Source organism: Pseudomonas bharatica (assembly GCF_048586865.1).
GTDB classification, from domain to species: domain Bacteria; phylum Pseudomonadota; class Gammaproteobacteria; order Pseudomonadales; family Pseudomonadaceae; genus Aquipseudomonas; species Aquipseudomonas bharatica.
In genome coordinates, this window is record NZ_JBMAWR010000011.1 from 46564 (window position 1) to 65830 (window position 19267).

Genomic DNA, 19267 nt, shown 5'->3' on the forward strand with positions numbered 1-19267 from the left:
TTCACCCGCGATGGCGTCGGTGGGCTCACCACCGTAATCGCGGGTGAACCCGCTCCCACATTGGTTACGCGTCAGCCTTCACTACTCAAGCCACATTCATGGTCTTGTGCGTCTCCACCAGGTGCGCCACCACCCCCGGGTCGGCCAGGGTCGAGATATCGCCCAGGGAGTCGTACTCGGCCGTGGCGATCTTGCGCAGGATGCGGCGCATGATCTTGCCCGAGCGGGTCTTCGGCAGCCCCGGCGCCCACTGGATGACGTCCGGCGAAGCGATCGGCCCGATCTCCTTGCGCACCCAGTTCTTCAGTTCAAGACGCAGCGCCTCGCTCGGCTCCTCGCCACCATTGAGGGTGACGTAGACGTAGATGCCCTGCCCCTTGATGTCGTGCGGCACGCCGACCACCGCCGCCTCGGCGACCTTCGGGTGGGCGACCATGGCGCTTTCGATCTCGGCCGTACCCATGCGGTGCCCGGACACGTTGAGCACGTCGTCCACGCGCCCGGTGATCCAGTAGTAGCCATCCTCGTCGCGACGGGCACCGTCACCGGTGAAGTACATGCCACGGAAGGTCTTGAAGTAGGTGTCGACGAAGCGGTCGTGGTCGCCATACAGCGAACGCGCCTGACCCGGCCAGGAATCGAGGATCACCAGGTTGCCCTCGGCGGCGCCTTCGATCAGGTTGCCCAGGTTGTCCACCAGCGCCGGTACCACGCCGAAGAACGGACGGGTCGCGGAGCCCGGCTTCAGGGCGGTAGCGCCGGGCAACGGGCTGATGAGGATGCCGCCGGTCTCGGTCTGCCACCAGGTATCGACGATAGGGCAACGCTCCTTGCCGACGGTCTGGTGGTACCAGTTCCAGGCTTCGGGGTTGATCGGCTCTCCCACCGAGCCCAGCAGGCGCAGGCTCGAACCGTCGGCGCCGGCAACGGCGGCCTGACCTTCGGCCATCATGGCGCGGATCGCGGTCGGCGCAGTGTAGAGGACGTTGACCTTGTGCTTGTCGATGATCTTCGACACACGGGTGATGTCCGGATAGTTCGGCACGCCTTCGAACAGCAGCGTGGTGGCGCCGTTGGCCAGCGGCCCGTAGACGATATAGCTGTGGCCGGTGACCCAGCCCACGTCGGCGGTGCACCAGTAGATCTCGCCCGGACGGTAGTCGAATACGCGCTCGTGGGTCATCGAGGCGTATACCAGGTAGCCGCCGGTGGTATGCAGCACGCCCTTGGGCTTGCCGGTGGAGCCGGAGGTGTAAAGGATGAACAGCGCTTCCTCGGCACCCATTTCCTTCGGCGCGCAGACGCTGCCGGCCACTTTCATCAGGTCTTCGTACCAGATGTCGCGGTGCTGGTTCCACTTGATATCGGCCCCGGTACGCTTGCACACGATGACCTTCTGGATGCTGCTGGTCTCGGGGTTGGTCAGGGCGTCATCGACGTTGGCCTTGAGCGCCGTGCGACGACCGCCGCGCAGGCCTTCGTCGGCGGTGATGACGACCTTGGACTTGCAGTCGATGATGCGACCGGCGAGGGCCTCCGGGGAGAAGCCACCGAAGACCACCGAGTGGATTGCGCCGATGCGGGCACAGGCCAGCATGGCGACCACGGCCTCGGGGATCATCGGCATGTAGATGGTGACCACGTCGCCACGGTGCACGTCCTGGCCACGCAAGGCGTTGGCGAACTTGCACACCTGCTCGTGCAGCTCGCGATAGGTGATGTTGCGGTGCTCGGAAGGGTCATCGCCCTCCCAGATGATTGCGACCTGGTCGCCACGTTCTTCCAGGTGCCGGTCGAGGCAGTTGTAGGAAACGTTCAGGGTGCCGTCGGCGAACCACTTGATATCGACATGGTGGTCGTCGAAGGAGGTCTGCTTGACCTTGGTGAAGGGCTTGATCCAGTCGAGGCGCTGGGCCTGCTCACGCCAGAAGCCGTCCGGGTTGACCACCGACTTCTGGTACATGGCCTTGTAGGTAGCCTCGTCGGTCAGGGTATTCGCCGCAACCTCGGGACGAACGGGGTACAGGGAAGCCGCACTCATCTTTGTTACCTCGGTGTAATAGTTGTTTTTGTATGACCTCGTTTTAACTGTACCAGAGCCATCCAGACCATTCGACGTTGGTAGTAACGGCATGGTCTTTTCGCCACTTCCGGCCGAAAAGCCGCTCTGGCACGGGCGTTCCGCTTTATCGACGAGACATTGCCAGGCTTTTCCCGGCGATTGTTACGGATTCCGCCAACAGTGTTTATCAAAACGCTGGCTGTTTCAGTTTGATGTCAGCCCCTAGAATTCACCTCGCCAGCAACGGCAACGAGATTAACGTTTGGTAACAGCCCCCACGAAGGCAGTTAATCCCGGAATAACATTCCGCTTTTACTTTGCAACAACGTAGCGCCACAAGCGCTACGCCCCCTTATTCGACCTTGAACAGGTAAATTTAAGATGAAAGCTTTACTGGTTTTGGTACTCGGCAGTGTTTGCGGCGCGGCCATGGCCGCCGAACAGGCAAATAACGGCGCCGAGCAGATTCCGGTTGAACAGTACAGTTACTCGCAACACCTGGATATCGCCAAAGTCCTGTCCATGAGCGAAATCCCGAACGTCTGCGAAGTCGTTCCGGCGCGTATGACCTATGAAGACTCCCAGGGTCGGAAACACATCCTCGAATATCGCGTGATGGGTAATGGCTGTTCCAACGGCTAACACTTGGTTCAGTGCTGGCGCGCCTCTTGTTCAATTAAGAGGCGCCATGCCAGAACTAATGAAACTTTAATAAACTCCGACTATTCAATCACTCGGAAGACTTGCCGATCGCATAATCACGCAACTTGTTGGCAATGGTCGTATGGGACACACCAAGACGCTTGCCCAATGCCCGGCTGGTTGGATATTCATGCTGCAAGGCTTCGAGCACCGCCTTTTCGAACCGCCCGACAATCTGCGCCAGATCGCCCTCCAGGGAGAACTCGCCCAGGGGGTGACGCGCGCCATAGTCCGGCAGGCGGATATGCTCGGCCTTGACCACGCCCCCATCGCACAGCGATACCGCCTGGAACAGGACGTTTTCCAGTTGTCGCACATTGCCCGGCCAGTGATATTGGCCAAGGCGCTCCAGCGCCGCCGGGGCCAGGCGCGGTAGCGGGCAGCCGATCTGGCGACTGGCCTGGTCGAGGAAATGCTCCACCAACGGCGAAAGGCCATCGAGGCATTCACGCAACGGCGGGATATGCAGCGATAGCACGTTGAGGCGGTGATACAGGTCCTGCCGGAACTCGCCATGGGCACACAATTCGGACAGATCCACCTGGGTCGCGCAGATAACCCTGACATCCAGATAAACCTCCTCGTCGCTGCCGACACGCCTGAAACAGCCGTCTTGCAGGAATCGCAGCAGCTTCACCTGCAGGCGTGGGCTCATCTCGTCGACACCGTCGAGGAACAGCGTGCCCCCGGCGGTCAGTTCAAGCAGCCCGAGCTTGCCCTCGGCACGGGCGCCTTCGAACGCGCCGGGGCCATAGCCGAACAGTTCGGTCTCGGCCATGGACTCAGGCAGCCCGGCGCAGTTCAGCGCCATCAGCGGCGCCTGTCCACGCGGGCTGGCCAGGTGACAGGCCCGGGCCAGCAGCTCCTTGCCGGTTCCGGTCTCGCCTTCGATCAGCAACGGCGCATCCAGCGGCGCCATGCGCCGCGCCTCGCGTACCACTGCCGCCATTACCCGCGAACTCTGGAAGATGCTGTCGAAGCCACGCAACTCCTGCTTGCGCACGTTGTAGATGCGTTCGCCGATGCGGTCGGCGCGGTGCAGGGTGAGCACCGCACCGGCCAGGGCCTCGCTGTCGTCATGTTCGGATTGCAGCGGGGCGATATCGGCAAGGAACACATCATTCTTGATCTTCACCCGCAGGCCGTTGATCCGGGCCTTGTTGGCCCGCACCAGTTCCGGCAGATCGAAGTCCTCGGCGTAGCGTGACAGCGGGATGCCCGGCACCTCGTCGACCCGGACGCCGAGCAACTGCGCCGCCGCACGGTTGGCCGCGACGATGGACCCGCCCATATCGATGGACAGCACCGGGAAGTCGAGGGCACCGAGCAACGCGTTCAACTCCATGTGCCGCCGCTCGCTGGGCATCAGACCGACGCGCTTGACCCCGAATACCCCGGTGATCGCCTCGAACTTGGGCCGCAACGCCTGGAACTGCAGGTTGATCAGGTTCGGGCAGTGCAGATAGATGGCATTGCCATGCTCACCGCCGACCTCGCCGCGAGCGACGTTGATGCCGTATTCCACCAGCAGGTTGAGGATGTCCCGCAAGATGCCGATGCGGTTCTGGCAATGCACTTTGATACGCATGAAAAGTCCTGCAAGGGAGGAGGAAGCGGCGATTTTTCTGCTGGATCGCCGGAAAATTTGTAAATAATACGTTACAAAACCCGTGATTCCCAGCGCTCCGCAAGCACGCGTTTCCGCGCCAGCGCGGTTTCCGTAAAGTCTGCGTTACAAAATTCGTTCGTTCACACTGCCTGTAATCCTTCCCGACCGCTGCAATTCACGGAGCCAGGCGCTATCTCTAAGGGCATGGCGCAAGCCGCACACAACAATAAAAGCCCTCAGCAGGAGAGCAGCATGAAACAGACGCAATACGTGGCCCGCGAGCCCGATGCGAACGGTTTTATCGATTACCCGCCGCAGGAACATGCGGTGTGGAACACCCTGATCACTCGCCAGTTGAAAGTGATCGAGGGCCGCGCGTGCCAGGAATACCTGGACGGCATCGAGCAGCTCGACCTGCCCCACGATCGCATTCCGCAGCTCTCGGAAATCAATGCGGTGCTTGGCGCCACCACCGGCTGGCAGGTCGCCCGGGTGCCGGCACTGATCCCCTTCCAGACCTTTTTCGAACTGCTGGCGAGCAAGCGTTTTCCGGTCGCTACCTTCATTCGTACGGAAGAAGAGCTGGACTACCTGCAGGAACCGGACATCTTCCATGAGATCTTCGGCCACTGCCCGCTGCTGACCAACCCCTGGTTCGCCGAATTCACCCATACCTACGGCAAGCTCGGCCTGGCCGCGACCAAGGAGCAGCGCGTGTATCTGGCGCGCCTGTACTGGATGACCATCGAGTTCGGCCTGATCGACACCCCGCAAGGCCGGCGCATCTATGGGGGCGGCATCCTGTCTTCGCCCAAGGAGACGGTCTACAGTCTTTCCAGCGAGCCGGAACACCAGCCGTTCGATCCGCTGGAAGCCATGCGTACCCCGTATCGCATCGATATCCTGCAGCCGGTGTATTTCACTCTGCCGAACCTCAAGCGCCTGTTCGACCTGGCCCACGAGGACATCATGGGCATGGTCGAGCACGCCATGCAGCTTGGCCTGCACGCACCCAGGTTTCCACCCAAGGCGGCCTGAGCCGCCCTGCACACCTATAACAATCCACGGAAAAGAGATCATTATGAACGCCTTGTCCCAAGCCCACTGCGAAGCCTGCCGCGCCGATGCGCCGAAAGTCAGCGATGAAGAACTGCCGGAACTGATCCGCATGATTCCGGACTGGAACATCGAAGTCCGCGACGCGATCATGCAGCTGGAGAAAGTCTTCCTGTTCAAGAACTTCAAGCACGCCCTGGCCTTTACCAATGCGGTAGGCGAGATCTCCGAGGCCGAGGGCCATCACCCGGGCCTGCTGACCGAATGGGGCAAGGTCACCGTGACCTGGTGGAGCCACTCGATCAAGGGCCTGCACCGCAACGACTTCATCATGGCAGCGCGCACTGACGAGGTCGCCAAGACCGCCGAAGGGCGCAAGTGATGCATTTCCAGGCCATCACCCGGATTCCGGGTGATCCCATCCTCGGCTTGATGGAGGCCTACGCCAAGGATCCGAACCCGGCGAAATTCGACCTGGGCGTGGGCGTCTTCAAGGATGCCCAGGGCCTGACGCCAGTGCCCCGGGCGGTGAAGATCGCGGAACAGCGCCTGGTGGATCGCCAGTCGAGCAAGAGTTACGTCGGCGGCCATGGCGATGCCGCCTTTGGTCGCCTGCTCTGCCAACTGGTGCTGGGCAAGGATTCCCCGCTGGCCGGGGCCACCCAGACACCCGGCGGCACCGGCGCCCTGCGCCTGGCGGCGGAATTCATCCAGCGCTGCCTGCCGGGGCGCGGGATCTGGCTGAGCGATCCGACCTGGCCGATCCACGAGACCATCTTCGCCGGAGCCAGGCTGAAGGTCGGGCATTATCCCTATGTCGGCGCGGACAATCGCCTCGATGTGACGGGCATGCTCGCTGCGCTGGAAGCGGCGCCCGAGGGTGATATCGTCCTGCTCCATGCCTGCTGCCACAACCCGACCGGGTTCGACCTGTCGCGGGACGACTGGGGCCGGGTGCTGGAAGTAGTGAAGCGGCGTTCGTTGCTGCCGCTGATCGACTTTGCCTACCAGGGCTTTGGCGACGGGCTGGACGAGGATGCCTGGGCGGTGCGCTTGTTCGCCGCCGAGCTGCCCGAATTGCTGATCACCAGCTCTTGCTCGAAGAACTTCGGCCTGTATCGCGAGCGTACCGGCGCCTTGCTGGCATGCTGCGCCGATACGGAAAAACTGCTGGATGTACGCAGCCAACTGGCGTTCATTGCGCGCAACCTGTGGTCGACACCGCCGGATCATGGCGCGGCGGTGGTGGCGGAGATTCTTGCTGATCCCGAGCTGAAAAGCCTGTGGACCAGCGAGGTCGAGGCCATGCGCCAGCGTATCGCACGCTTGCGCAACGGGCTGGTCGAAGCCCTGGCGCCACACGGATTGAGCGAGCGCTTTGCGCATATTGCCGAGCAGCGCGGGATGTTTTCCTACACCGGGCTGTCGCCAGACCAGGTCGCGGCGCTGCGCGAGCGGCACAGCGTGTATATGGTCGGGACCGGGCGGGCCAATGTGGCGGGGGCGGATGAAGCGCGGCTGGATGTGCTGGCTGCGGCTATTGCCGACGTCTGTCGCTGAATTTGCACTGCTGCTGATGGCCTCATCGCCGGCAACGCCGGCTCCCACAAGGTTCGGCGGTGTTCACAATACCTGTGGGAGCCGGCGTTGCCGGCGATGAGGCCATCAAGACCAGCACTAATGTTGTAAATTTCCTACCAATCAGCAGGAAAACCTCAATCTGTCATCCAGACTGCGGTATCCTGCCCCCGGCTTCACCGGAGCCGACGCGCTTTTTGGCGTGAACTTCCCACCTACGACCACCTTGCGAGGAACGACGAGATGCATGAAATCCCGAATCTTCCCTTCCCAAGCCTGAACCAAGTCGAGCAGAAGCCGGCCCCCATCAACGCTGAACCCGCGCAATCGGCGGATCAGCAAGGCGACGAATCGCCGAGCGCCGACCAGGAATAACCGCGCACCACAGGACGTGTGGAAACCTCGGTCGATCGACCGGTTTTCACACGCTCAAGAACACTCCCCTCCCCTTCGCTGCATTCCCCTCAATAATCGACCTTGCCGCGCCCGGCCTTGATCGCGCCGCGTTTGCTCTTGCCGTCCAGACGACGGGTTTTCGAGCCGAGGGTGGGTTTGGTCGGACGGCGTTTCTTTTCCACCTTCACCGCCGACAGGATCAGTTCGCGCAGACGCTCGAGGGCGTCGGCGCGGTTCTGTTCCTGGGTGCGGTATTGCTGGGCCTTGATGATGATCACGCCGTCGCGGGTGATGCGGCTGTCGCTGAGCTGGAGCAAGCGCTCCTTGTAGAACGGCGGCAGGGAGGAGGCCTGGCTGTCGAAGCGCAGGTGCACGGCGCTGGAAACCTTGTTGACGTTCTGCCCGCCGGCGCCCTGGGCGCGGATGGCGTTCAACTCGATTTCTTCGTCGGGGATGTGGACGCTGTTGGAGAGTTGGAGCATTCGGAGGGGACCGGGTAGGAGATGCAAGCAGGATACCCGGTGTTGCATGGATTGGGGCCGCTTTGCGGCCCCAACGGGTTACTTGGCCAAAACAGCCTCAGCCGTCACCCGCTTGCTCTTGAGCATGTAGCAGACCCACATCACCCCGAGCCAGATCGGCATGGCATACACCGACACCTGGATCCCCGGAATCATCAGCATGATGCCAAGAATGAACACCACCCAGGCCAGGCAGAAGTAGTTGCCGAACGGATACCACAGTGCCTTGAACAGCGGTTTCTGGCCGGTACGGTCCAGGTGCTGGCGGAATTTCAGGTGTGAATAGCTGATCATCGCCCAGTTGATCACCAGGGTCGCGACCACCAGCGACATCAGCAGCTCCAGCGCATGCTGCGGGATGAAGTAGTTGAGCAGCACGGCCACCAGGGTCACCGCCGCCGACGCCAGGATCGAACGCACCGGCACGCCGCGCTTGTCGATCTTCGCCAGGCTGGCCGGGGCATCACCCTGTTCGGCCATGCCGTAGAGCATGCGGGCGTTGCAGTAGGTGCCGCTGTTGTACACCGACAGCGCCGCGGTGAGGACCACGAAGTTGAGGATATGCGCCGCGACATTGCTGCCCAGCATCGAGAAGACCTGGACGAACGGGCTACCGCTGTACGAACCGCCGGCCGCGTCGATGTTGGCCACCAGGCTGTTCCACGGGGTCAGCGACAGCAGTACCACCAGCGCACCGATGTAGAAGATCAGGATGCGGTAGATGACCTGGTTGATGGCTTTCGGGATCACGGTCTTCGGCTTGTCCGCTTCGGCCGCAGTGAAACCGAGCATTTCCAGGCCGCCAAAGGAGAACATGATGATCGCCAGGGCCATCACCAGCCCGCTGACACCATTAGGGAAGAAGCCACCGTGTTCCCACAGGTTGCTGACCGAGGCGTCCGGGCCGCCGCTGCCGCTGACCAGCAGGTAGCTGCCCAGGCCGATCATGCCGACGATGGCCAGTACCTTGATGATGGCGAACCAGAACTCGGCCTCGCCGAACACCTTGACGTTGGCCAGGTTGATCGCGTTGATCAGGATGAAGAACGCCGCCGCCGACGCCCAGGTCGGAATCTCGGGCCACCAGTAGTGGATGTACTTGCCGACCGCGGTCAGTTCCGACATTCCCACCAGGATGTACAGCATCCAGCAGTTCCAGCCCGAGAGGAAACCGGCGAAACCGCCCCAGTACTTGTGGGCGAAATGGCTGAAGGAGCCGGCCACAGGCTCTTCGACGATCATCTCGCCGAGCTGGCGCATGATCATGAAGGCAATGAAGCCGCAAATGGCGTAGCCGAGGATCATCGACGGCCCCGCCGACTTCATCACCCCGGCCGAACCGAGGAACAGGCCGGTACCGATGGCGCCACCGAGGGCGATCAGCTGGATATGGCGATTCTTCAGGCCGCGCTTGAGCTCACCTGAATGCGGAGTTGTTCCACTCATGAACGAAGTCACCTGTTGTTTTTATCTGTGACGGGATCGGACCCGCCTCGCTCGTGGCGCGGCGGAATTGGCAAGGTGGTTACCTTGGGCCGGACGCGGCGGTTTCCGCGGACGAGCCCGGAAGATCAGCCTGGCGTCAGCCAGAATGCGCGGTACGCAGAAGGGTCACAGGTAAAACGCGGCGCCCTGTATACCCTTGCATTGACGCAGGGGTCAACACGCCGCGTAACGTTTTGATAACGACACGTCGCGTTCCCGCGGGAGAGATGAAGCCTGGGGGAGTGAATGGCGTACATCGCGCCCTCCGTTTTTGTTCTGTTTCTGTCCCGCTCTACGGCGGGTCAGGCACTTGGCTGTCGGCCACATCAAGCCCGGTTTTCGGGAGCTTGGGCAAGAGGTTGACGTAAGCGTAAAGGGGGATCGAGAGAGGCTTCCGGCAAGGAATGTTTACAGGCTTCGGCGGGGGCTGAATTGGTTGGGGAAAGGGCTGTCTGGCGTAAGGATTTTTTTACAAGGTGGTTCAAAATATTTCCAGGGACTGGCTAGCGCGGCCCCTGTGGGAGCGGGTTCACCCGCGATTACTTTGGTGAATCCACTGCCGCAATCGCGGGTGAACCCGCTCCCACAGGGGCCGCGTTAAGCCAATAGCAGTAACTACAAATCTTGCAGGCACAAAAAAGCCAACCCGAAGGTTGGCTCTTTGTACACCTGGGCCCCTTACTCGGAGCGCGGCTTGCCGCGACCAGTCCCCGGCCCGGAACGCTTCGGCGCCCCCGCCGGCTTGCGCCGTACATCGCTCGGACGCTCGGCCACGGTGGTACGGCCCTTGCGCCCGCCCTCTTCACGCGGCTGACGCGCCGGACGCTCACCCGCAGGCGCTCCGTCCTTGGCCGGACGCAGGGTGCGCACGCGCTCGCCACGGCCCACCGGCTTGCTGGATTTACGCTGCATGCGCTCCAGCTTGTCCTTGGTCTTGGCATTCATCGCCGGCATCGCTACCGGGGTCAGGCCCACTTCCGCCGCCAGGATGTCGATCTCGCCCTGGCTCATTTCGCGCCAGCGGCCCATCGGCAGGTCGGAGTTGAGGAACACCGGGCCGAAACGCACGCGCTTCAGGCGGCTGACCACCAGGCCCTGGGATTCCCACAGGCGACGCACCTCACGGTTGCGGCCTTCCATCACCACGCAGTGATACCAGTGGTTGAAGCCCTCACCGCCGGGCGCCACCTGGATGTCGGTGAAACGTGCCGGACCGTCTTCCAGCACCACGCCTTCTTTCAGGCGGGCAATCATGTCGTCGTCGACTTCACCCCGCACACGCACGGCGTATTCGCGGTCCATCTCGAAGGACGGGTGCATCAGGCGGTTGGCCAGCTCACCGTCGGTGGTGAACAGCAGCAGGCCGGTGGTGTTGATGTCGAGGCGACCGACGTTGATCCAGCGGCCCTCTTTCGGGCGCGGCAGGCGGTCGAACACGGTGGGGCGGCCTTCCGGGTCGTCGCGGGTGCAGATCTCGCCGTCGGGCTTGTTGTACATGATCACGCGGCGCACGGATTCTGCGCTTTCTTCGCGCTTGATCAGGCGGCCGTCGACGGAAATCGCGTCGTGCAGGTCGACACGCTGGCCGAGGGTCGCGACCACGCCGTTGACCTTGATCCGGCCCTCGCCGATCCAGGCCTCGACATCGCGGCGCGAGCCGACGCCAATGCGTGCGAGTACTTTTTGCAGTTTTTCCCCGGCCGGACGTGGCGGGCTGTCTTGCAGGTCTTGTTCACTCATCTGGGCACCTCCCGGTGTAAAAGTAGAATCTGGGTTCCTGATGCTGCGAGCACCAAAAAGGCCGCGAATCATACGCTGATCGCGGCGCAAACGCATCAGAGAGTAGACCGATATCGCGTTGCACGCCGGGCTTTGCGCCCGGCGGCGGTTCAGTTCCTCGGTTCTTCAGGCTCGGCCTCGGCCGGCTGCTCTTCGTCGCCGGCGTGCGGGAGATCGCGCAGCAGGTCGTCGAAGTCGGTTTTCAACCCTTCTTCCATGGCATCCAGCTCCACCAGCAGCGAACGGAAACTGGTTTCCTCCGCCGGCTGCTCGTCCGGGTCGGCGCTGGCGTCAGCGAGCGCCTGCAGATGGGCCGGAACCGGCAAATCGTCGAGATCGACCGGCGGCATGGGCGACGGCTCCATCTCGCGCAGCTCGGCCAGCGGTGGCAGTTCGTCGAGGCTTTTCAGGTTGAAGTGGTCGAGGAAGGCCTTGGTGGTGGCGAACATCGCCGGGCGCCCGGGCACCTCGCGGTAGCCGACGATGCGCACCCACTCGCGTTCGAGCAGGGTCTTGATGATGTTGCTGTTGACCGCCACGCCGCGCACATCTTCGATCTCGCCACGGGTGATGGGCTGGCGGTAAGCGATCAGCGCCAGGGTTTCCAGCAAGGCGCGGGAATAGCGCTGCGGACGTTCTTCCCACAGGCGGCCGACCCAGGGCGCGTAGTCTTCGCGGATCTGCAGGCGATAACCGGAGGCCACTTCCTTGAGTTCGAAGGCCCGGCCTTCGCAGGACTCGCGCAGCAGCTCCAGGGCCTGCTTGAACACTTCGGGCTCGGGACGCTCGGCTTCTTCGAACAGCTCGAACAGGCGATCCAGGGATTGCGCCTTGCCGGAAGCCAGCAGGAAGGCTTCCAGCAATGGCGCCAGGTCGTGGGGGTCAGTCAGGTTCATGGGGATGCTCGTGGATTACTCTGCCCGGGCCCGGACATGGATCGGCGCAAAGGGCTCATTCTGCACCAGTTCGACCAATTGTTCCTTGACCAGCTCGAGAATCGCCATGAAGGTCACCACCACCCCGAGCTTGCCCTCCTCGGCCTTGAACAGCTCGCCGAAGGCAACGAAGCCAGCGCCGCGCAGGCGCTCCAGCACTTCGCTCATGCGCTCGCGGGTGGACAGCGCCTCGCGGCTGACCTGATGGCTTTCGAACAGGTCGCTGCGCCGCAGCACCTCGGCCATGGACATCAGCACTTCCTCGATGATCACATCAGGCAGCAGCTTGCGCGCCTTGGCCTGCGGGGCTTCCAGTTGCGGCACCAGCACATCGCGACCTACCCGCGCGAGCTGGTCGATATCCTCGGCAGCGGCCTTGAAACGCTCGTACTCCTGCAGGCGGCGGATCAGCTCGGCACGAGGATCGTCCTCTTCCTCCTCGGCGGTCTCGGCCCGTGGCAGCAACATGCGCGACTTGATCTCGGCGAGCATGGCCGCCATCACCAGGTATTCGGCGGCCAGCTCAAGGCGCACGGTCTTCATCAGCTCGACGTAGCCCATGTACTGGCGGGTGATTTCCGCCACCGGGATATCGAGGATATCCACGTTCTGCTTGCGGATCAGGTAGAGCAGCAGGTCCAGCGGGCCCTCGAAGGCTTCGAGGAAAACCTCCAGGGCATCCGGCGGGATGTACAGGTCCACCGGCATTTCGGTCAGGGCCTGGCCATAGACCATCACCAGCGGCAGTTCCTGCTGGGCGCCGGCCTGGGGATCGAGCGGCGCCTCGACGGTTTCGACCGCGCTCACGCTTCGACCATGAACGGGGTCGGGTCGCCGCAGCCGACCCGCACCACTTCAGGCTCGCCGTCGGCCAGGTTGATCACCGTGGAAGCCTTGAGGTCGCCGTAGCCGCCGTCGATGATCAGGTCGACGTGATGTTCGAGGCGCTGACGCATCTCGTAGGGGTCGGTCATCACTTCCTCGTCACCGGGCAGGATCAGGCTCACGCTCATCAGCGGCTCGCCCAGTTCCTCCAGCAACGCGAGGGTGATCGGATGCCTGGGTACACGCAGACCGATGGTCCGGCGCTTCTCGTGCAGGAGCAGGCGCGGCACTTCGCGGGTGCCGTTGAGGATGAAGGTGTACGGCCCCGGCACATGGGCCTTGAGCAGGCGAAAAAGCCCGGTATCGATCTTGGCGAACAGCCCCATTTGCGACAGGTCGCAGCAGATCAGGGTGAAATTGTGGTTCTTGTCCAGCTGGCGCAGTCGGCGCACCCGGTCGATGGCGCCCTTGTCGCCGATCTGGCAACCCATGGCGTAGGACGAGTCGGTGGGAAACACCACCACCCCGCCCTTGCGGATGATCTCCACCGCCTGCTTGATCAGGCGCGGCTGTGGATTCTCCGGGTGTATCTGGAAAAATTGACTCACGTTGTCTTCCTGTTCAGGCGTCCGCGGATGGCTGCTCATGTTTGAATCGACGCCACAGAGGTGGCAGATCCTCCGGCAAGGGCCGGTAGACACCGATTTCCGACCAGGTGCCCGGGCCATGGAAGTCGCTGCCGGCGCTGGCCAGCAGACCGAACTCGCGGGTCAGGATGGACAAGGTGCCGACCTGTTCCGCCGGCTGCATACCGTTGACCACCTCCAGAGCCTGGCCCCCCGCTTGAATATAGTCGGCAATCAGGCGGCGGCGCTTGCTGCGGGTAAGATCGTAATGCATCGGATGGGCCAGGCTGACCCAGGCTCCGGACTTGCGCAGGGTCTCGACGGTGTCGTCGAGGGTCGGCCAGTGCAGCTTGACGTCCCCCAGCTTGCCGGCGCCGAGCCATTTGCGGAAGGCCTCGGCGCGGTCCTTGACATGCCCGGCGCTGACCAGGAAATCGGCGAAATGCGGACGGGCCGGCGCGTTGCCGCTGTCGCCCAGGGCCTGCTGCAGCGCCCGCGCGCCGTCCAGCGCACCAGGCATGCCCTTGGCCGCCAGGCGCCGCGAGATCTCTTCGGCACGCAGCCAGCGGCCGCGGTGCAACGACTCCACCGCCTCGAGCAAGGGCGGCGCGTCCAGCGGGAAGCCGTAGCCCAGCACATGGATGGTGATGCCCGACCAGGTGCACGACAACTCGACCCCGCTGACCCACTGCATGCCGCGCTCGTGCATGGCCTGGCGGGCTTCGGGCTGGCCTTCGAGGGTGTCATGGTCGGTGAGCGCCATCACCCGCACACCCTGCTCGTAAGCGCGTGCGACCAGTTCGGTGGGGGTCAGCGAGCCGTCCGACGCGGTGCTGTGGCAGTGCAGATCAACATTCATGGGGTGACGCTTTTCCTCTCATTGAGGTTTGTTATTATGCCGGGACATCCCGCTCCTGGCTGCCACTGTGAAACAATTCATCGATTTCATCCCGCTGTTGCTGTTTTTCATCGTCTACAAGACCGAACCGCGACTGGTCGAGTTCGCCGGCCAGCACTTCGAGCTGGGGGGTATCTACAGCGCCACGGCGGTGCTGATCGTCAGCTCGCTGGTGGTCTACGGCGCCCTGTTCATTCGCCAGCGACGCCTGGAAAAAGGCCAGTTGCTGACCCTGGTGGCCTGCCTGGTGTTCGGCGGCCTGACCCTGGCCTTCCATAGCGAGACCTTCCTCAAGTGGAAGGCGCCGGTGGTCAACTGGCTGTTCGCCCTGGCCTTCCTCGGCAGCCACTTCATCGGTGACAAGGTGCTGATCAAGCGCATCATGGGCCACGCCCTGACCCTGCCGGACGCCGTGTGGAACCGTCTCAACCTGGCCTGGATCGCCTTCTTCCTGTTCTGTGGCGCGGCCAACCTGTTCGTCGCCTTCACCTTCCAGGACTACTGGGTCGACTTCAAGGTCTTCGGCAGCCTGGGCATGACCGTGCTGTTCCTGGTCGCCCAGGGTATCTACCTGTCCCGACACCTGCACGACAGCGATCCCACCACTCCCAAACCCGAGGAATGACATGCTCTACGCCATCATCGCCACCGACGTCGCCAACTCCCTGGACGCCCGCCTGGCCGCGCGCCCGGCGCACCTTGAGCGCCTGCAGCAACTGAAGGCCGAGGGGCGCATCGTCCTCGCCGGCCCGCACCCGGCCATCGACAGCAACGACCCGGGCGCCGCCGGTTTCAGCGGCAGCCTGATCGTCGCCGAATTCACTTCCCTGGAAGCCGCCAAGGCCTGGGCCGAGGCCGATCCGTTCGTGGCCGCCGGCGTCTACGCCAACGTCATCGTCAAGCCGTTCAAGCAAGTCCTGCCGTGACGGGTGCGACGCGCCGCCCGGCGGCGGTGCGTCGTCGACGCTTTAAATCTTCCCTGTTGCTCATTATTCTCATCGCCCTGCCGACAACGTCCTGAACATTCGTCTTGAATTACAGGAGTCATGATGCGTCAAGGTCCGTTGTCCCTGCTGCTGTGCCTGTCATTGCTGAGCCCGCTCGCCCAGGCCGAAGAGTCCACGCCGTTGTCACTGAGTGCCGGCAGCCAGATCACCGAATTGCAGCAGCGCCTGCAGGACAGCGAACGCCAGCGCGAGGCCCTGGCCCAGCAACTGCACAGCGCCGACAACGAACGCGAAAGCGCCCAGCTGGCGCGCCTGCGCCAGGAAAACCAGCGCCTGAAACTGGCGCTCAAGGAAGCCCAGGCCAGCATCGCCCCGCGCCTGCTGACCGAACAGCAGCAATGGTTCGTGACCGGCGGCGCAGTGGCCCTGATCGCCGTGCTTTGCGGTATCTTTGCCAGCGGCAGCCACAGACGGCGCAAGCAATGGTTGAACTGAGTAAGACATGAGCGAACTGCTACTGATTGACGATGACCAGGAACTCTGCGAACTGCTCGTCCACTGGCTGGGCCAGGAGGGTTTCCAGGTCCGCGCCTGCCACGACGGCCTGAGCGCACGCAAGGCCCTGGCCGAACAGGCCCCCGCTGCCGTCGTGCTGGACGTCATGCTGCCCGACGGCAGCGGCCTCGAATTGCTCAAGCAGTTGCGCAGCGAGCACGCCGAGCTGCCGGTCCTGATGCTGTCTGCCCGCGGCGAGCCGCTGGACCGCATCCTCGGCCTCGAACTCGGCGCCGATGACTACCTGGCCAAGCCCTGCGACCCACGGGAACTCACCGCCCGCCTGCGCGCCGTGCTGCGCCGCAGCCATGCCCCGGCGACCCCGACCCAGGTGGAACTCGGCGATCTGAGCTTCAGCCCCGCCCGTGGCGTGGTCGAGATCGACCAACGCGAGCAGACCCTGACCCTTTCCGAAAGCCGCATCCTCGAAGCCCTGCTGCGCCAGCCCGGCGAGCCGCTGGACAAGCAGGAACTGGCGCAGATCGCCCTGGGGCGCAAGCTGACCCTGTACGACCGCAGCCTGGACATGCATGTCAGCAACCTGCGCAAGAAGATCGGCCCGCATGCCGACGGACGCCCGCGCATCGTCGCCCTGCGCAGCCGGGGCTACTACTACAGCTTGTGATGGCTATGTCAGCAGCAAGGCTCGTCCTCTTTACCCAGGCTTTACCGTCACCTGACCGCCGCTGACCTTGATCTCCATAAACTGGCCACATCCGGTAACGACCGGCCTTCAGAAAGGAGATACACCATGCGCAAGACCCTTATCGCCCTGATGTTCGCTGCCGCCCTGCCGACCGTCGCCATGGCCATGCCGGACGCCGGCCCAGGCCCGGGCCCTGACCACGGCCCACGCTTCAGCGAACATCACCGCGGTGGCGACCCGCTTGCCAGGCTGGACCTGACCCACGAACAGCGCCAGCAGATCGGCAAGCTGATGGGCCAGGAAATGAAAGACCGCCGCGACCTCACCCGGAAATACCTGGACAAACTGCCAGCCGCTGAGCAGAAAGCCATGAAAGACGAGCTCAAGGCCAAGCAGGACAAGACCCAGGCCGATATCCGCGCCCTGCTCAAGCCTGAACAGCAAAAGCAGTTCGACGAGATGAAGAAAAAACGTGAGGAACGCCGTGCCGAATGGCAGGAGTTCCAGGCCTGGAAAGCCGAACATGGCAAAAAGGCCCAATAATCCATGAACCCCGCCCGGCCTGCGCAAGCAGGCCGGGCTTTTCCTGTTCGAGGGACTGCCCTTGCGTTCATTGTTCTGGCGTATCCTGGCCAGCTTCTGGCTGGCCATCGCCCTGGTTGCCGGCCTGTCGATCCTGCTCGGGCACATCCTCAACCAGGACGCCTGGATCCTCAGCCGCCACCCCGGCCTCAATACCCTGGCGCAGAACTGGACCCAGCGCTACGAAACCCAGGGTCCGGAAGCAGCCCAGCAGTACCTGGAGCAACGCAAGCGGCGCTACCACATCGACACCCAAGTGCTCAACGAAGCCGGCGACTCGGTGGTGCCCGGCACCTTCCCGCGGCGGGCTGCGGTGTTCGAAGCGCGCCAGGGCAACGATCATCGGCCCCTGCCCTGGCGCCGGCTGACCGAGGAGTACACCAGTGCCAGCAGCGGCGAAACCTACCTGCTGATCTACCGCATACCGCATCCGGAGCTTGACGCCTGGCACCGCGACAGCCTGATCTGGCCGTTCAGCGCCCTTGGCATCGCGCTGGTGGTCCTGACCCTGTTCAGCCTGCTGGTGACCCTGTCCATCACCCGCCCGCTCAGCCGCCTGCGCAGCGCGGTGCATGACCTGGGCCAGACCACCTACCAGCAGAACAGCCTGGCCCGGCTGGCCGCGCGTCGGGACGAATTCGGCGTGCTGGCCAACGACTTCAACCGCATGGGCTCGCGCTTGCAGAGCCTGATCGGCAGCCAGCGCCAGTTGTTGCGCGACGTTTCCCATGAACTGCGCTCGCCCCTGGCCCGCCTGCGTATCGCCCTGGCGCTGGCCGAACGTGCCGAGCCGCAGCAGCGTGACACCTACTGGCCGCGCCTGACCCGCGAATGCGACCGCCTGGAGGCCCTGATCAGCGAGATCCTCGTGCTCGCCCGGGTCGATGCCGAGCAGGCCCACGCCGAACCGGTGGACATCAATGCGGTGGTCAATGGCGTATGCAAGGATGCGCAACTGAGTGCGCCGGAGCAGTTGATCGAACTGCGGGAAACCCCGGGCTTGAGCCTGCACGGCTGGCCGACCCTGGTGGAGCGGGCGCTGGACAACCTGCTGCGCAATGCACTGCGCTTCAATCCTGAAGGCCAACCGATCGAAGTGGCGGCCGGGCGCGACGGTGACAGGATCATGCTCAGCGTGCGTGATCACGGGCCCGGGGTGGCGGCGGAGCACCTGGAGCAGTTGGGCGAGCCATTCTTCCGCGCGCCGGGGCAGACGGCGGCGGGGCATGGTCTAGGGCTGGCGATCGCGCGCAAGGCGGCAGAGCGGCATGGCGGGGTGTTGCAACTGGGCAATCATCCGCAGGGTGGGTTTGTGGCTACCCTGGTGCTGCCGATTCAGGGGAGCGCGAGCGCCTGAAACTGCAACGCCGCAGACCCTGTGGGAGCGGGTTTACCCGCGATCGCGATAGTGAATTCACCGACGCAATCGCGGGTAAACCCGCTCCCACAGGGTCTGCGGCGCGTTCAGAACTATCTCAGCCCCAGGCGCTGACGAAATCCTCGGTCTTGAGCACCGGCGCCGTGCGCGGCTCACCGATCGGCGTGCCCAGGTACAGGAAGCCGATCAGTTCCTCTCCCGCTTCCAGCCCCAGCCCCTTGGCGACATGCGCCGAATAGGCCAGCTCGCCGGTGCGCCATACTGCGCCGATACCCTGGGCATGGGCTGCCAGCAGGATCCCATGAGCCGCGCAGCCCGCCGCCAGTACCTGCTCCGACACCGGCACCTTGGGGTGTTCGCGGGTCCGGGCAATCACCAGCACCAGCAAGGGGGCGCGCAGCGGCATGGCCCGGGCCTTGTCCAGCGCGGCCTGTTCGGCATCGCCCTTCTGCGCTACCGCTTCGGCGAACAGCTCGCCCAGGCGGTTGCGCCCTTCCCCTTCGACGGTGATGAAGCGCCATGGCCGCAATTGCCCGTGGTCCGGCGCACGCAAGGCCGCCTGGAACAGCCCCTCGCGCTGCGCCGCATTGGGCGCGGGTTCGGTCAGGCGCGGAACGGAAACACGGTTGAGCAAAGCGTCGAGAGCCTCCATCGGCTACCCTCCAGTGGAAAAATGAGCGGCCATTC

General features: G+C 63.6%; 21 protein-coding genes. 11 read left to right on the forward strand and 10 right to left on the reverse strand.

Going from position 1 to position 19267, the window contains the following annotated elements:
* Window positions 1–85: 85 nt before the first annotated feature.
* Window positions 86–2041 (reverse strand): acetate--CoA ligase, encoded by a 1956-nt coding sequence (acs, locus tag ACKLLE_RS14425; protein WP_009404949.1) that lies wholly within the window; start codon window positions 2039–2041, stop codon window positions 86–88.
* Between the two features lie 402 nt (window positions 2042–2443).
* Between acs and ACKLLE_RS14430 the strand changes: the two genes are divergently transcribed.
* Entirely contained in the window at window positions 2444–2704 is a 261-nt protein-coding gene (locus ACKLLE_RS14430) for a DUF2790 domain-containing protein (protein ID WP_009404950.1), read from the forward strand.
* Window positions 2705–2792: 88 nt separating this feature from the next.
* On the opposite strand, the gene ACKLLE_RS14435 is transcribed toward ACKLLE_RS14430, so the two are convergent.
* Window positions 2793–4352 carry a sigma-54-dependent transcriptional regulator gene (locus ACKLLE_RS14435; protein ID WP_420058341.1) on the reverse strand — a complete coding sequence of 520 codons (1560 nt, stop codon included), beginning with the start codon at window positions 4350–4352 and terminating at the stop codon, window positions 2793–2795.
* Between the two features lie 273 nt (window positions 4353–4625).
* Between ACKLLE_RS14435 and phhA the strand changes: the two genes are divergently transcribed.
* From phhA to ACKLLE_RS14455, 4 genes are all read left to right on the forward strand, one after another.
* Entirely contained in the window at window positions 4626–5411 is a 786-nt protein-coding gene (gene phhA / locus ACKLLE_RS14440) for a phenylalanine 4-monooxygenase (RefSeq protein WP_420058342.1), read from the forward strand.
* 43 nt (window positions 5412–5454) lie between these two features.
* Complete coding sequence (locus ACKLLE_RS14445; protein WP_064301965.1) at window positions 5455–5811, forward strand: 4a-hydroxytetrahydrobiopterin dehydratase; 357 nt, start codon at window positions 5455–5457, stop codon at window positions 5809–5811.
* Window positions 5811–6989 (forward strand): amino acid aminotransferase, encoded by a 1179-nt coding sequence (locus tag ACKLLE_RS14450; RefSeq protein ID WP_420058343.1) that lies wholly within the window; start codon window positions 5811–5813, stop codon window positions 6987–6989. The genes ACKLLE_RS14445 and ACKLLE_RS14450 overlap by 1 nt, the downstream gene beginning before the upstream one ends.
* Before the next feature lie 261 nt (window positions 6990–7250).
* Window positions 7251–7382: a hypothetical protein gene (locus ACKLLE_RS14455; RefSeq protein WP_009405108.1), complete on the forward strand. Its 132-nt coding sequence runs from the start codon at window positions 7251–7253 to the stop codon at window positions 7380–7382.
* Window positions 7383–7471: 89 nt separating this feature from the next.
* Here ACKLLE_RS14455 and arfB read toward each other — a convergent pair whose 3' ends face one another.
* The 7 genes from arfB to ACKLLE_RS14490 all read right to left on the reverse strand — a co-directional run bounded on the left by arfB (window position 7472) and on the right by ACKLLE_RS14490 (window position 14433).
* Complete coding sequence (gene arfB / locus ACKLLE_RS14460) at window positions 7472–7885, reverse strand: alternative ribosome rescue aminoacyl-tRNA hydrolase ArfB (protein ID WP_064301963.1); 414 nt, start codon at window positions 7883–7885, stop codon at window positions 7472–7474.
* 78 nt (window positions 7886–7963) lie between these two features.
* Entirely contained in the window at window positions 7964–9370 is a 1407-nt protein-coding gene (locus tag ACKLLE_RS14465; RefSeq protein WP_064301962.1) for an amino acid permease, read from the reverse strand.
* A gap of 717 nt (window positions 9371–10087) precedes the next feature.
* On the reverse strand, window positions 10088–11149 hold the full coding sequence (gene rluB / locus ACKLLE_RS14470; RefSeq protein ID WP_064301961.1) for a 23S rRNA pseudouridine(2605) synthase RluB: 1062 nt from the start codon (window positions 11147–11149) through the stop codon (window positions 10088–10090).
* Between the two features lie 149 nt (window positions 11150–11298).
* Complete coding sequence (gene scpB / locus ACKLLE_RS14475; protein WP_420058344.1) at window positions 11299–12084, reverse strand: SMC-Scp complex subunit ScpB; 786 nt, start codon at window positions 12082–12084, stop codon at window positions 11299–11301.
* 15 nt (window positions 12085–12099) lie between these two features.
* Window positions 12100–12798, reverse strand: coding sequence for a segregation and condensation protein A (locus ACKLLE_RS14480; protein ID WP_205884583.1), 699 nt, complete (start codon window positions 12796–12798; stop codon window positions 12100–12102).
* Window positions 12799–12926: 128 nt separating this feature from the next.
* The gene (locus tag ACKLLE_RS14485) at window positions 12927–13556 is read right to left on the reverse strand and encodes an L-threonylcarbamoyladenylate synthase (RefSeq protein ID WP_009405114.1); all 630 of its coding nucleotides are present in this window, start codon (window positions 13554–13556) and stop codon (window positions 12927–12929) included.
* A gap of 13 nt (window positions 13557–13569) precedes the next feature.
* The gene (locus ACKLLE_RS14490; RefSeq protein WP_064301958.1) at window positions 13570–14433 is read right to left on the reverse strand and encodes a PHP domain-containing protein; all 864 of its coding nucleotides are present in this window, start codon (window positions 14431–14433) and stop codon (window positions 13570–13572) included.
* A gap of 67 nt (window positions 14434–14500) precedes the next feature.
* Here ACKLLE_RS14490 and ACKLLE_RS14495 point away from each other — a divergent pair, with 67 nt between their 5' ends.
* From ACKLLE_RS14495 to ACKLLE_RS14520, 6 genes are all read left to right on the forward strand, one after another.
* Entirely contained in the window at window positions 14501–15097 is a 597-nt protein-coding gene (locus ACKLLE_RS14495; RefSeq protein WP_064301957.1) for a septation protein A, read from the forward strand.
* Between the two features lies 1 nt (window position 15098).
* A complete protein-coding gene (locus tag ACKLLE_RS14500; RefSeq protein ID WP_009405117.1) occupies window positions 15099–15398 on the forward strand; it encodes a YciI family protein in 300 nt (99 codons plus the stop codon).
* A gap of 123 nt (window positions 15399–15521) precedes the next feature.
* Window positions 15522–15914, forward strand: coding sequence for an SH3 domain-containing protein (locus ACKLLE_RS14505; protein WP_037061779.1), 393 nt, complete (start codon window positions 15522–15524; stop codon window positions 15912–15914).
* 7 nt (window positions 15915–15921) lie between these two features.
* Window positions 15922–16599 (forward strand): response regulator transcription factor, encoded by a 678-nt coding sequence (locus ACKLLE_RS14510; RefSeq protein WP_009405119.1) that lies wholly within the window; start codon window positions 15922–15924, stop codon window positions 16597–16599.
* A gap of 126 nt (window positions 16600–16725) precedes the next feature.
* Entirely contained in the window at window positions 16726–17163 is a 438-nt protein-coding gene (locus ACKLLE_RS14515; protein ID WP_064301956.1) for a hypothetical protein, read from the forward strand.
* Between the two features lie 61 nt (window positions 17164–17224).
* Window positions 17225–18559 carry a sensor histidine kinase gene (locus ACKLLE_RS14520; protein WP_420058345.1) on the forward strand — a complete coding sequence of 445 codons (1335 nt, stop codon included), beginning with the start codon at window positions 17225–17227 and terminating at the stop codon, window positions 18557–18559.
* A gap of 118 nt (window positions 18560–18677) precedes the next feature.
* On the opposite strand, the gene ACKLLE_RS14525 is transcribed toward ACKLLE_RS14520, so the two are convergent.
* Window positions 18678–19232: an NAD(P)H nitroreductase gene (locus ACKLLE_RS14525; protein ID WP_009405122.1), complete on the reverse strand. Its 555-nt coding sequence runs from the start codon at window positions 19230–19232 to the stop codon at window positions 18678–18680.
* Between the last annotated feature and the right edge of the window lie 35 nt (window positions 19233–19267).

Excerpts from the sequence above, each read along its gene's own strand:
- acs (WP_009404949.1), bottom strand. The coding sequence starts at position 2,041 with ATGAGTGCGGCTTCCCTGTACCCCGTTCGTCCCGAGGTTGCGGCGAAT.
- ACKLLE_RS14430 (WP_009404950.1), top strand. The coding sequence starts at position 2,444 with ATGAAAGCTTTACTGGTTTTGGTACTCGGCAGTGTTTGCGGCGCGGCC.
- ACKLLE_RS14435 (WP_420058341.1), bottom strand. The coding sequence starts at position 4,352 with ATGCGTATCAAAGTGCATTGCCAGAACCGCATCGGCATCTTGCGGGAC.
- phhA (WP_420058342.1), top strand. The coding sequence starts at position 4,626 with ATGAAACAGACGCAATACGTGGCCCGCGAGCCCGATGCGAACGGTTTT.
- ACKLLE_RS14445 (WP_064301965.1), top strand. The coding sequence starts at position 5,455 with ATGAACGCCTTGTCCCAAGCCCACTGCGAAGCCTGCCGCGCCGATGCG.
- ACKLLE_RS14450 (WP_420058343.1), top strand. The coding sequence starts at position 5,811 with ATGCATTTCCAGGCCATCACCCGGATTCCGGGTGATCCCATCCTCGGC.
- ACKLLE_RS14455 (WP_009405108.1), top strand. The coding sequence starts at position 7,251 with ATGCATGAAATCCCGAATCTTCCCTTCCCAAGCCTGAACCAAGTCGAG.
- arfB (WP_064301963.1), bottom strand. The coding sequence starts at position 7,885 with ATGCTCCAACTCTCCAACAGCGTCCACATCCCCGACGAAGAAATCGAG.
- ACKLLE_RS14465 (WP_064301962.1), bottom strand. The coding sequence starts at position 9,370 with ATGAGTGGAACAACTCCGCATTCAGGTGAGCTCAAGCGCGGCCTGAAG.
- rluB (WP_064301961.1), bottom strand. The coding sequence starts at position 11,149 with ATGAGTGAACAAGACCTGCAAGACAGCCCGCCACGTCCGGCCGGGGAA.
- scpB (WP_420058344.1), bottom strand. The coding sequence starts at position 12,084 with ATGAACCTGACTGACCCCCACGACCTGGCGCCATTGCTGGAAGCCTTC.
- ACKLLE_RS14490 (WP_064301958.1), bottom strand. The coding sequence starts at position 14,433 with ATGAATGTTGATCTGCACTGCCACAGCACCGCGTCGGACGGCTCGCTG.
- ACKLLE_RS14500 (WP_009405117.1), top strand. The coding sequence starts at position 15,099 with ATGCTCTACGCCATCATCGCCACCGACGTCGCCAACTCCCTGGACGCC.
- ACKLLE_RS14505 (WP_037061779.1), top strand. The coding sequence starts at position 15,522 with ATGCGTCAAGGTCCGTTGTCCCTGCTGCTGTGCCTGTCATTGCTGAGC.
- ACKLLE_RS14510 (WP_009405119.1), top strand. The coding sequence starts at position 15,922 with ATGAGCGAACTGCTACTGATTGACGATGACCAGGAACTCTGCGAACTG.
- ACKLLE_RS14515 (WP_064301956.1), top strand. The coding sequence starts at position 16,726 with ATGCGCAAGACCCTTATCGCCCTGATGTTCGCTGCCGCCCTGCCGACC.
- ACKLLE_RS14525 (WP_009405122.1), bottom strand. The coding sequence starts at position 19,232 with ATGGAGGCTCTCGACGCTTTGCTCAACCGTGTTTCCGTTCCGCGCCTG.